Source organism: Mycoplasmopsis citelli (genome assembly GCF_900660645.1).
GTDB classification, from domain to species: domain Bacteria; phylum Bacillota_I; class Bacilli_A; order Mycoplasmatales; family Metamycoplasmataceae; genus Mycoplasmopsis; species Mycoplasmopsis citelli.
This window is the reverse complement of the sequence record NZ_LR215036.1, coordinates 862,383-875,296: the sequence shown is the minus strand read 5'-3', so window position 1 is coordinate 875,296 and position 12,914 is coordinate 862,383. Positions and strand designations below refer to the sequence as shown.

Below are 12,914 nucleotides of genomic sequence, written 5' to 3'. Positions count from 1 at the left end.
TATTATTAATTATGATGCTTCTAAATAATCTAAAATCATTGATATTAATTCATTATTATCAATTTCATCAATGGGATAATTATCATCATCTACTCAATATCATTTGTTTTTATTCAGTGTTTTTAGTAGACTATTAATTTTGTAATTGTTCACAAAATAACTTTTAGTTCCGTGTTTTTTCATTTCTTCATCTAAGTTTTGAAGAAATGTTGAACCTTTTAAAATTCCCGCAACTTCTTCATCAACCATTTCTTGAGCAAATTTATCTAAAAAATATTGGTGTTGCTTTAAAATTATATTTAGATTAAACATCATATTAAATGACTGATTTTTTGATAAAACATCTAGAATTTTTTGATTGATTTGTTGCTCTTTATAATATTCGTTATTTAAAAATTTATTAACCCAATTTAGGTAAAACATTTTATCACTGAGATTATATTTTTTTGATTCTTTAATAAATTTATCAATTAATTGATTAAAGTCAATACCTTTGTTTTTAAGGTATTGTATATTTTTTTGTCCTCTAGAATCAAGAATTAAGAAATTTTGTCCTTTTAAGGATTGTTCAACTTGTAAAATTGTTTGTAAAATTCTATTAGCAAGTTCTTCTTCGGGTAATCAATCAAACTCCTCACCATTTTTTTGATAATATTGATCAAATTCTAATTCTCTAATTTTTTCAATTAAACTAATATATGAAATATTAACTCCATTTTCTTGTAAGTCTTCATGTAAATTTTGATTTCATGTTGCTCCTGTGTAAATATCATTATCAATTAGGTAATTGCTAATATATTCATATTCTTCGTTATATTCAAAAGCATAATCTAGTGTTTTAGAGATTTCTTTTAAAATCTTATAACTAGGGTTTAAATTTAAAATTTGTGTGGCTAAAAATAAATTTTTAGCCTTGTCTTCTTTTTTTGAATTTAAAGATTCATTTAAATAAGAACTATCGAAAATTTGTTTTAAATCATAGATATAATTTTCTCTTTTTTTATCTGATAAAGTTTGAATATGTAAATTAATTTTATTTAAAAATTCATCAGTGTTATAATCCAATTGATTTTCTAAATACTCAAAAGTTTCTTTGATTTCTGGGGTAATTTTAAACATTATTTTTTGCTCCTTAGATAATAAAAAATATCTTATTCAGATTATAATGGGTTAATTTGTAAGGATAAAAAAAGACAAAAAAATCACTTAAAAAAGTGATTTTTTAATATTAGCTTAAAATCTCTAAAATTCAATTTAATGTTGATAGTAAATTAAATATTATTTTTATATAAGTAAGATTTAAAAATTCATTTCTTACTTTGTTTTTACGGTATAATAATCTTGCAGCTGACAAATGTGGTGAAGTGATTAGCACAGTGGGTAATTACTTATGATGTGCAGTTCGAACTCGTCATTTACCCCATTTAACAAAAAACGTCTTCTAGGGGCGTTTTTTCTTGTTAATGCTTATATAATGTTGCTACACAAAAAGCATTTTATAAAAAGAAGTAAAAAACTTCTTTAGTATAGGAAGTTTTTAAATAGATATATTAATAAATAAAAAAGTTAGAAAAATTAAGAAAATTTTTCTAACAATATTCAACAATATTAAACAAAATTCTTTTAATAAACTAAAAAATACTATATTTTTAAAGGAAAAAATATGTTTTCTTTAATTTACTTAAGTATAAATGAGGTAAAGATTATTTATTACTTTGAACAACTTTTATTACAAATTAAAAAATTATCGATTGTCATTAATTTCCTTAATTTTTAATAAAACATTGCGAATTCAAAAATCAAGATTCATTGTGTCTAATAATAAATCTTCCCGAATGTTCTGAGCATAATAAGCTAAATCTCGTATTTCTGAGTTGTTAATGTATTTTTTACCAAGAGTTCTGATTGCCTCAATTAAAATTATAAATTTCAATGAATGTGAACTGATGTATTTTTTTGGTCTGCGAATAAAAGTAATTTTTCAAACACGATAATAATATTCTTTTGAAAGTCCATTCGAAATATATTCAAACACAGCAGGAACTTGTGTTGAAACACCAGTATAATTAAGTGTTGCATTTTTAGCAGGAGCAATAGTTCAACCATTTTTCTGAGCGATTTTTTGTGCAACTTCTTCGGGTCTTGGATAAGAATATCTTTTAAGGATATTGCTATAATAAGGTTTAACATATAGACCATTAATTAATCTTTCAATTTTACCTTCTTTGTTTAACCGGTGTAAAATTAATTTAATATTATTTTTATCTCCTAGTTCTAAAAAATCGCTAGCAATATAAATCTTTCCAGGATTTTCAAACATAGTTTGTTCAATTTGTTGCTTTAATGTTTGCATCTGTACTCCTCTGTTTTTTACTATTAAAATTATAGTGCTATAGATTTAAAATTTTATTAAAAGGTTTCAATATCTATAATTTTCATTGATATTTTTATAATAAAAAGATACTCAAAATAACACAAATAAAGATCAAAATACTTATTTTTGTTGTTTTAAATGTTTAAGAAAAAATAGTGACGAACGAAATGACGAACGAAATGTAAATAAATATATCCTATGATAATTATAGGACTAAATAATTTTAAAAACATCTAATATATATTAAATCTCTCTAAAATAATGATTTTAAAAACTAAGACAACTTATATTTTGTCTTAGTTTTTTGAAATACTTGTAGAAGAAGTGTTCTTCAATTATAATAATAAGATATTACTTCATTAGGAAGTGTAATGTATTTTAAAGATGTTATTTTTAATTTATTTAAACATAAATAAGGTTATTAATTTTTATTATTAAATGATTTGATTTGTTCGTTTATTTCGTTTTCATATTTTTGTAAGACACTTATGATTTTGTCAAAGCTAACAGCTTTTCCGTAAATCATTGTTCTCATTTCTTTATAATCGTTGCTAAAAATTTCTAAAGCTTTTCCTGGTGGAATGAGTTTTAATTTTCCTTGATAAATTTCATCATATTTAGCGTAATTACGACGATAAAATTTCTTTTTAAATTCAACAACATCAAAAAGTAATTTTAATTCCAAAAAACTTCTTTTTCCTATATTACTTTCAAGCATTTTATATATATCATAATAATGCCTTGAATATCTTTTTGTTGGATAGTTTCCGTTTGTTCGGTTAGCCTCACGATGTAATATCGTAGCCTTTTCGTAAAAAGTTCTAAGCGGATCGACGATTTTAACAGATATTTCATCATCAAATTCTTCGCTATAAAATTCAGACACATAAGTTCTTATTGTTTTTTGATATGCCGGTATAGGTTCTGATATCTTACCAATTTCTAATCTAATTATGCCTAGAATAGAAGAATCAACAGGATATTCTTTGGGATAATCAAATAATATATTAAATTCATCTTTTTCGTCAATATAAAATTTAAATTCTTTGTCTTTTAAAATTGGACTAAGTTTTTGCTCTAAAAATGGGATTATTTCATTTTTTAATAAAATTACTATATTATCATTAAGTTCTTTGATAAATTTTTCTTGTTTTGTATTACTTCTACTTTGGTAAACATATTCTTTGGTATAATTCAAAGCTTTTCAACTCAAAGATAAATCAATATCTTCCGAAAATCTTTCTATTAAATTATAGCCTTTTGAAAGGCTAGTTCCACCTTTAAAAACCAGATGCTCTTTATGTTTAAAATCACTAAAAAGATGCTTTAAAACTATACAAATTCATAAATCTTTCTCAACGAAAAGCAATTAGGTATATTTAGTTCTTTTGCTGTATTGCTAATGATTGTTTTTCTTTCTTCTTTAGATAAATCAAAAAGACTATCTATAGTCATTAATCTCCTTAATTTTTAACAAAACATTTCTAATTCACAAAGAAAAATCATTTGTATCTTTTAGCAAATCTTCTTGAATGTTTTGGGCATAATAAGCTAAATCATGTATTTCTGAATTGTTGATATATTTTCTTCCTAAAGTTCTAATTGCCTCAACTAAAATTCTAAATTTCATCGAACGTGAAGTAATGTATTTTTTGGGTCTATGAATAAAGCTGATTTTTGCTTTACCATAAAAATACTCTTTTGATGGACCATCTGAAATATATTCAAACACAACAGGAACTTGTGTTGAAACACCGGTATAATTAAGTGTTGCATTTTTAGCAGGAGCAATGGTTCAACCATTTTTCTGGGCGATTTTTTCAGCAACTTCTTCGGGTAAAGTATAAGAATACTTTTTAATAATATTACTATAATAAGGTTTAACATATAAACCATTAATTAGTCTTTCGATTTTACCTTCTTTTGTTAATCGGTGTAAAATTAATTTAATATTATTTTTATCTCCTATTTCTAAAAAATCGCTAGCAATATAAATTTTTCCAGGATTTTCAAACATAATTTGTTCTATTTGATATTTTAATGTTTGCATTTTTGCTCCTATTTATAGTTAAATTATAATACTATAATTTTCGATTTTTGCAATTTTTGTTCATATTTTTTATTTTAATCTTTAAGAGATAATTAAAAAAGAAATGTAAATAAATATATCCTGTGATAATTATAAGACTAAATAATTTTAAAAACATCTAATATATATTAAATCTCTCTAAATAATGATTTTAAAAACTAAGACAACTTATATTTTGTCTTAGTTTTTAAATATAGTTTAAATTAATTTATATACTTAAAAATTAAATTTGAAAATAAGTATTTACACTTTTTGAGCAATAAAAGTTTTATTTGTAATTCTGTAGAAGATATTTGTTCTTTGATGTTTCTTTGATGTTTCTTTGATGTTTCTTTGATGTTTCTTTGATGTTTCTTTGATGTTTCTTTGATGTTTCTTTGATGTTTCTTTGATGTTTCTTTGATGTTTCTTTGATGTTTCTTTGATGTTTCTTTGATGTTTCTTTGATGTTTCTTTGATGTTTAATATTAATTTTCTAAAGAATGAATTAAATAAAAAGCAAGTTTCATCATTTCTTTGTAAAATTGTTTCAATTTTCTCAAGAGTATTTAATGAATCATCATATATTAAAATTTCATTGATAATATTTAATTCTTTTTCTAAATAAAAATTAGTTTCTAAAATGTTAATAAGAGTTTGAAATTTTTGAGTTTCTTTTGAGTTTTATATTCAGTGAGTTTGGATTTTATTTGAGATAATTGATTTTTTTAAAAAATATTTATTAAGTTTTTTTAAAACATCTTCAAGTTTCTTCATATTTATTTCTCCTGAGGGTTAATTTTATGTTTCTAAAAAGAGAATAACGGGATAATGTGTAAGGAGAAAAAAGTACTAAAAAATCGCATAAAAATCAAATTTTTAAATATTAACTAAAAAAGATAAAAAACTAAGTCTAAGGAGATGCTAAGACTTAGTTTTTTATTAATGACCCTCTTATAAAATCAAAAATCGTTATTTTTATGAAGAAATTTTTGATTAAAAAATGAAATAAAATTAAGAAAAATCAAAAATTTATTAAGATTTTAAAATTGATTTTTATTTTTGAAAATTAGTATTTTAATAATAAATACTTAATGGAGCAAAAATTATGTATTGCTCCATTAAGATTATAACGGGTTTTTAAAAATGCGATATATATCATTAAAAATATTTAAATACTTTCAGGAAGATCTTGATATTCGTATTCTTTAGGGTTTTTGAAAAACATTAAGGTAGTTTCATATGAACTAATGTTAAGTTTAAATTGGTCCATATGTTTAGAACTTCTTTCTAAGAATAAGTCTTCATCATCTTTAAGTTCGAAAGTTTCTTTAGAAAAATTAGTTGTTTCGCTATAATCAAATCAAGTTAAATTAATCGCTTTTCATCTTCCGTCAACAAAAACTTCATTTCAAGCGTGTCCGCCCTCTGCCACTGTTGCTATAGGAGAACCTAAGTAGGGTCCTCCTAAAATTCTGACAGGAATATTTAAAATTGTTAGAGCAGCAGCTAAATTCATCGAATATCCAACGCATTGAATTTCTGGATCGTTTGTGAAAATTTGGGTAGGATTATAAAATCCATAACCATTATAGTTGAATTGTTTTTTTATAGGAGATAGATATAAAGAATTAGTGGCAATATAATAAGCTACTGCCTTAATTTTGGTTTTATCATCTCAATTTTTATTGATAATTTTAGGTAAGATTTCTTTTCAGTGGTTAAATCATCTTTTGTATTCGGGAATAGGGTTAATTCAATGGGCATCTTTTCAAAATCTTTTACCTTGTTTAATTTCTTCATCAGTTAGTTCAGATGCGTAATCTACTATATGATCATTTTCTTTTGTTCTTTTATGAACAGGTTTTATTAGTTCTGAATTTATAGATTTATATAAACCATCAGAAAATAAGTTTGGTCGCTCTCATAATAAATTATTATAGATATTGAAAGTATTCAAAGAACCTATACCACGATTATCTTTTAGTTCTAAAAAATTTTGATATTTTCAAAATTTTTCGTATTCAAAATCTTTTAATTGGCTAGTATCATAAAATTTATATTCCTTGTTTTCGACGTTAATTTTTTTATTATCCTCAAAATTTAATGTAGTTTGAAAATTATTAAATTTTAAATTTAATTTATTTATTTCGTCAATTACTTCCTTTCTTTGTGCGTTGTAATCTGTATTCAAAACATCTTTAAATTTAACTTTTTCGGGATATTCTGGATTCGTTAACCAAAGCTCATCATATCTATCTGGAGCAAAGTTAATTTGTCTTTTAATGTAATCACTAATTATTTTATTATTTTTAAATTTTTCGTTTATTTCTAAAGCTTTAATATCTTTATCTTCAATTTTAGCGATTTGATCTTCTTTATTTATAAAAACTCAATTTCATCTTTGATAGTATTTAAGTCAGTTTTTAATGTATTCGTCATTAATTTGGATTCATTTATAATTTCCACTATAGTATTTGCTAGGGTCTAGCGAGAACTTGTTATTTTTATCTATTCCTCATTGAAAATTCACTAATTCATCATAATTATTTTGGTAGTAATATAAAAGTTTTTTTAATCTTTCTAAAGGTTGAAGATAATATGGATATTGTTCATATAACTTAATTTGCTCTTGTAATTTATAAATATAAAAATCTTTTAAGTAATTTTGCGAATTGATTGTTTGTTTTTTCTCTGATAAAGTTTTAATTTCGTTTGATTTTTGAATGAAAATTTTCTTTCATTCATCTTTATCTTCGGAAGTTAACACTAAATCATCAGGATTTGAAAATGCTTGCTTTCAAAGTTTATAATTATAAAATAAAAAGATTCGTTGTATACTTTTTACGTTTCAATAATCATCATAATCTTTAACTATATCTTTTTCTTGTTCTATTTGGTTGATATTATCATTAACAAATGACAAAAAATCTTCTGAAATAGGGAATTTTTTAGAATCTAAAACAATTTTTTGGAGATTAGATTTTATTCCGGATAATCCAGTTTTTTGCAAATATGAAAGTTCTTCTTTAGGAAGATTTTTTATTCTTAATTCAGGTATCTCAGATGGTTTTGGATAAACTGAGATACTTGGATTTTGTGAAAAATAAGAAATTTTGTTTGTTTTGTGAGGTATAAGACTTGGAGTTAAAAAAACCAAAGCTGTAGTAGCTAATGTGCTAGTTAAAAGTAATGTAAATTTCTTGGTTTTTGATTTGAAAAACTTCATATTATTTTAATTATAACGGTTCTCAAAAAAAAAAAAAAAAAGACCCCTTTTATCTGACAGTTTTGATATGAACCCCAAAAGTTAGACAAAAAATTATTGAAGGAACTTAGTTCTGTATTGGACAGGGCTAAGTCCTTTTAATCTAACTTTTAATCTAACTTTAATTCTTTTGTTATTGTAGTAATCAATGTAATTGATAATAGCTTTTTCTAATTGTTCAAGCGATTTAAAAGTATGTTCCTTGCCATAAAACATTTCTGTTTTTAAAACTCCAAAAAATGATTCCATCATCCCATTATCTGGACTATTACCTTTTCGGGACATTGAAGCTTTTATCTCTTTAGAATTTAAAAATTTGTGATAACTATTATGTTGATATTGTCAACCTTGATCACTGTGTAAAATTGTTCCACTATATTTAGCTTTTGTGAAAGCCTTTTTAAGCATTTTTTCAACTTGCAATAAATTTGGGGAGCGAGATATAGTAAAACTGATAATTTCGCTATTATAACCATCTAAAATAGCTGACAAATAAAGTTTTTGAGAATGACTAGGTAAAGCAAATTCAGTAATGTCAGTGTAACATTTTTGCAATGGTTTTTTAGAATAAAAATCTCGATTAATAAGGTTTGGAGCTTTTTTGCCCACTTCGCCTTTGTATGATTTATATTTTTTACGCTTACGATTTCCGCCAATTAAATTTAGCAAATTCATAAGTCTTTTTACTTTTTTATGATTTACCAAATATCCACGATTTTTGAGTTCTAAAGTAATACGACGATATCCATAACTGCCTCTATGTTCATTATATATAGATATAATTTCGTCTTTAAAATTTTTATTTTTATCAGCTGAATTGATTTTTTTAAGATGATAATAATAAGTTGAACGTGATAGTTGAGCAATTTTTAATAAAATTTTTAATGAGAATCCTTCGTCGACCATTTCTTTAACTTTTTGGCTTTTATATTCTGTAAGTCTTTTTGATCCAACGGGATCCCTTTTAACTTTTTTAGGAAAATCACCTCAGTTCTAAGATATTCAATCTCTTGTTTAGCTTTTTCAAGTGGTGTTAATTTTTCTCAAGTTTTCTTTGGTTTACGTCCCATTTTTGATGGCCTTCCTTTTTTCTTTTCAACAATAGTATACCCATTTTTCTTGTATTGAATAATTCAATTTGAAAGAATTCCTCAATTAGGTAATCCATATTGAAGTGAAATTTCTCTTGTAGAATGTCCTTTAAGAAGAACTTGATTAATCATTTCTAATTTTATTTGTGGAGAATAATATTGATTTTTAGTCTTTTTAACAATTTCAATTCCGTGACGATTTATCAGTGCGACAATATATTTTATAATTGCACGATTTACTCTAAATTTTATTGTTAAAGATTTTTCAGTAAATCCTTTTTTACGTAATTGATATATTTTGATTTTGTCTTCGTAACTTAGTTTCATAAAAATGAACCCCTTAATTTTGGATTTTATTGTCCAACTTTAGGGGTTCATATCAGTTTAAGTCAAACTTTTGGGGTTTTTGGTTTGAAATAGCACAAGAATCTTATTAATTATTATCTAGTTCTTCAATTGAAACTATTACTTGTTTTGCTGTAAGATCTCAAATCTGGTTTTTATTTTTATCTCAACTAGCCATAACGTAGTAAAACATAACTTTATTAGGGGCTCAATCATTTATTTTATTGATAACTAAATATTCTGAATGTATATAATGAGCATTACTGGTTTTAGCAGTTGGATTGTGATAAATTTCTCCATAACCCTGAGCTCATCCATCAGACATGTTGTAATTTCAGGTCTCGATTGTTGATTTTAATTGTTTGCTTGGGTCAGTTTCGGTTGTATCAAGATATCAAATTCTGAAGGTGTGCGGTCCTTGTGATGTATTTCTTAACCTAAGGTTAAATAGTTGAATAATAGAAACACTATCGGGGGTTTTTCCAGGATATAATGTGCTAAATCAACCACCAAAGCGATATTTATCATAATAATCTCCATACCCTGTAAGAGCATTGGTTCGTCCTGAATCATTTTTATAATTTGAAGTTTCAGTGGCATTTTTATAAACATTTGATTTTGTAAGTGCGTTATTATATTTTTTGTAGGTTTCTATTGCCTCTCTAAGTTTGTTATTTGCGTCGTTTAATTCATTTTGTAATTCTTGTTTTTCTTTATTAAGTCTTTGGTTTTGGAATTCGAGAGTGTTGATTCGTTCAAGAGATTCAGAATTTGAGTCTTGATTTGGTGGATTTAATTGTCATTTGAACAAATTTCTTTCAATCTATCGATTTCATTATTGAGATTTTTTATTCTATCTTGGTCTTGTTGGTGTTGTAATTCCTTGAGTTTTTGACTTGTGGCTTTATCTTTTAGAGCTTGGTCTCTTTGAGAAATAGCATTTTGAAGTTCTTTTTCTTTAGCTTGAATAGTTTTTTGCAATTGAGCGATTTGAGCTTGATTTTGAGCGTCTTTTTTAGCTAATAATCTATTTGTTTCTTCTAATTTTTCTTTCTGTTTTTTGATATCTTCTAATTCTTTTTTAGCTTGAGCAGTTTGAGAAGTGGTTTTATTTAAAATAGCATTTTGGAGTTTTAAAGTTTCTTCACCTAATTTACTAATTCTAGTAGTGTATTGTTCAACAAAATCAATTTGTTTGGTTAAATCATTTCCTGGAGCTTGTAAATCTTGTAAACTAAGTAATTTTTCTAGTTCTTCAGTTGGAAGACTTAAGCTTTTTGCAGTAGCTACAATTGTTTGAGCTGCAGTTTTTCTTGAACTATAAGCACTATTTAGGGTTATGATGTTTTTTGATAAGACACTCTTAAATCTAGCTTGTTTCTCTTGTAAATCTGAGATACCATTTTGAATGGTTTCCTTTTCTTTATTAAGTTCTCTGATTTTTTGGTTTGTTTGGGATTGTTTGAACTTAAAATCATCTTGAGCGGCTTTATTAAATAAATTACTTAACTGAGTAGATTTATCAATTAAATTTTGAATGCTTGCTAGTTGTTGAGCAGATGAGTCTTTAGGATTAAAAATTGGAACATTTTCATCTATCAATTTTTTAAGCTCTGAAACATTAATACTTGAATCCATTTCTCCAATTAAAGTATTTGCTTTGGCTTTAAGGTTAGTATATGCTGAATTAACTGCTGTAAAAGTATTTTCGACTTTTAATTGATTGTCTTTAAGTTCTTGTTTTAAGGTTTGAAGTTGATTATTAGTGGTAGTTAAACTTTCGGTAGCTCGGTCTAATTCTTGTTTGTTTTGAGCTAAGCTTTGATTAACTTCCGCTAAAGATCTTTCAACCTCTGATAGACTGTTTTGTTTTAAAGTAAGTTCTGATTTGGTTTTTTCAAGCTCTCCTTGAGTTTGAGCTAAAGTTGCTTTAGTTGATTCAAATTCTGTTTTTAAAGCATCTAAAACATTGCGTTTGTACTCATCAATAACTTGTTGAGCTGAATCAAGAGCTTGTTTAACAACAGGAGCAAAGGTTTGTGTGTAATTTTCGGCAGTATATTTACTTTTAAGACCTTGTAAAGCGTCAATTTGAACTTTTAATTGATTTGCTAAAGAAATTGCTTGGGGGATATTTGAAGACCTAATGGTATTTTCAATTCCATTTAAAGAGGTAATTTGACTATCAAGCATTGAACCTAAGTTAGTGGTTAAATCCTTTTTAATTTCAGCAATATTGGCCTCTAAGGTTGCTTTGTCTTTGGTAAGAAGAGTAATTTGGTCTTCATTGTCTTGTTGTTTTGCTTTTAAAGCATTTACTAATTCGTTAGCTTTAAGCACTTCGCCAGAAAGTTTATTACTGTGTTCATTGTAAGCGTTAAGAATTTGAGTGCGAATATCTTCATATTTTTTAAGAACTTCATCAAAACTCTGACTTAATTTAGGTAAATCATAGCTAATAATTGGAGTTTCAAAATCTTCTTCTAAGTTAAGATCAGACATTTTTTGTTTTGAAGTGTTTACAATTTCTTCAAAAACTACTTTTTTGTTGTTGAAAATCTCAAGAGCTTGAGTAATTAATCCTTTAATAGTATTTGCTGAACTAGGAGTAAAAACATTATCAAAATTTGAATCTTTAAAAGTAGTCAAATTCTTTGAAAGTTCTTCAATTTTTTGTAAGTAGAAACTCAAAGTATCATTACTTTGTTTTACTAATTTTAAAATTTGGTCATTTCGAGTTTTGATATTTTCGACATTGTGAGCAATTTTGGTGTTGTTTTGATCAAGTTGGGTTTTCATAATATCTAAAGCAGTTTGAACTTGAGCTAGATAAATGTTTTGCGATTTAACAATTTTTTCTAAAGATGCTTTGGCAGTTTCAATATCACTAAATGAATTTTCATTTAATGAAGATAAAAGATTTTGCCCTTTAGCAATAGATGCTTTAATTAATTTTTTAGTATCTTCAGTTAAAAGGTCATTATTTTGAAGTTGCTCATCTAATGTTGAACTTAAACTAGTAATTTTCTCTTGTAAACTATTTTTATATTCAATAAGCGGAGATTCAAGTTGTTTATATCCAACATTTTTGACAATTTCACCAACACTTTTACCTGAACTAATTTCTTTTGATAAAGATGTAAGAACATTATTAAAATCACTTTTATTTAAAGTTGTTTCGTTAAATTGTTTAACAAGTATTTCTAAACGTTCGTTTTGAGCTCTAAGAGTTGTAGTAGTGTATTGGTCGGTTTTGTTCTGATCTCTGAGCCTTTTAATTTCTGCTAGCAATTTAGCATTTTCTTCTTTAAGTTTGGTAATTTTTTTGCTAAGAACTGAATATGTAGGAACAGCACCAATAATTGTTCCAGCAATAATAGCTGGAAGAGCAACTGAAGAGCCAATTATAAGAAATTTTCGTTTTTTAGTCATGTTTTTTCCTTTCTATATTTTTTAATATATAACACTAAAAGTTATTTTTGGTCTGATTTACTACAGAACTTAAGAGTATAGTGCTAATAAAACAGATACTGTAATAATTAATCCAAAATATAATATAGCTAATAAAGTGTAATATTTGTTCCTTTCTTTTGCTTTTAGTGCAAAAAGAGTATAACGTGTTCATAAATAAAGCTTAAAAAGTACTAAAAAATCGCATAAAAAATGCGATTTTATTGTTTTTGTTATTATAAACAATCCATAAATTAGGATAACAAATCAGAAAGACATGGCACAATTCCTATTGTAGCTACAATTCATAACAATCAT

At 25.4% G+C, this 12,914-nt stretch carries 9 protein-coding genes; all 9 read right to left on the bottom strand.

The features are described from left to right. Nucleotides 1–9: 9 nt before the first annotated feature. The 9 genes from EXC58_RS03250 to EXC58_RS03215 all read right to left on the bottom strand — a co-directional run bounded on the left by EXC58_RS03250 (nt 10) and on the right by EXC58_RS03215 (nt 12,578). The gene (locus EXC58_RS03250) at nt 10–1,119 is read right to left on the bottom strand and encodes a hypothetical protein (RefSeq protein WP_129725608.1); all 1,110 of its coding nucleotides are present in this window, start codon (nt 1,117–1,119) and stop codon (nt 10–12) included. A 625-nt stretch (nt 1,120–1,744) separates the two neighbouring features. Continuing rightward, entirely contained in the window at nt 1,745–2,353 is a 609-nt protein-coding gene (locus EXC58_RS03245) for a DUF6088 family protein (RefSeq protein WP_129725607.1), read from the bottom strand. A gap of 442 nt (nt 2,354–2,795) precedes the next feature. Next, a complete protein-coding gene (locus EXC58_RS03240; RefSeq protein ID WP_197723786.1) occupies nt 2,796–3,743 on the bottom strand; it encodes a nucleotidyl transferase AbiEii/AbiGii toxin family protein in 948 nt (315 codons plus the stop codon). Further along, nucleotides 3,707–3,829: a hypothetical protein gene (locus EXC58_RS04855; protein WP_268809166.1), complete on the bottom strand. Its 123-nt coding sequence runs from the start codon at nt 3,827–3,829 to the stop codon at nt 3,707–3,709. Before EXC58_RS04855 ends, EXC58_RS03240 begins: the two co-directional genes overlap by 37 nt. Next, a complete protein-coding gene (locus EXC58_RS03235) occupies nt 3,816–4,424 on the bottom strand; it encodes a DUF6088 family protein (protein WP_129725606.1) in 609 nt (202 codons plus the stop codon). The genes EXC58_RS04855 and EXC58_RS03235 overlap by 14 nt, the downstream gene beginning before the upstream one ends. A gap of 1,189 nt (nt 4,425–5,613) precedes the next feature. After that, nucleotides 5,614–7,671 carry a transglutaminase-like domain-containing protein gene (locus EXC58_RS03230; protein ID WP_129725605.1) on the bottom strand — a complete coding sequence of 686 codons (2,058 nt, stop codon included), beginning with the start codon at nt 7,669–7,671 and terminating at the stop codon, nt 5,614–5,616. A 93-nt stretch (nt 7,672–7,764) separates the two neighbouring features. Further along, nucleotides 7,765–9,128, bottom strand: a protein-coding gene (locus EXC58_RS03225; protein ID WP_129725604.1) for an IS3 family transposase whose coding sequence is annotated in 2 segments (ribosomal slippage) — nt 7,765–8,687 and nt 8,687–9,128 — 1,365 coding nt in all. Because the reading frame shifts where the segments join, the coding sequence is not laid out codon by codon here. A gap of 106 nt (nt 9,129–9,234) precedes the next feature. Then, a complete protein-coding gene (locus tag EXC58_RS03220; protein ID WP_129725603.1) occupies nt 9,235–9,957 on the bottom strand; it encodes a prefoldin domain-containing protein in 723 nt (240 codons plus the stop codon). Next, nucleotides 9,939–12,578: a coiled-coil domain-containing protein gene (locus EXC58_RS03215; protein WP_129725602.1), complete on the bottom strand. Its 2,640-nt coding sequence runs from the start codon at nt 12,576–12,578 to the stop codon at nt 9,939–9,941. Before EXC58_RS03215 ends, EXC58_RS03220 begins: the two co-directional genes overlap by 19 nt. Nucleotides 12,579–12,914: the final 336 nt, after the last annotated feature.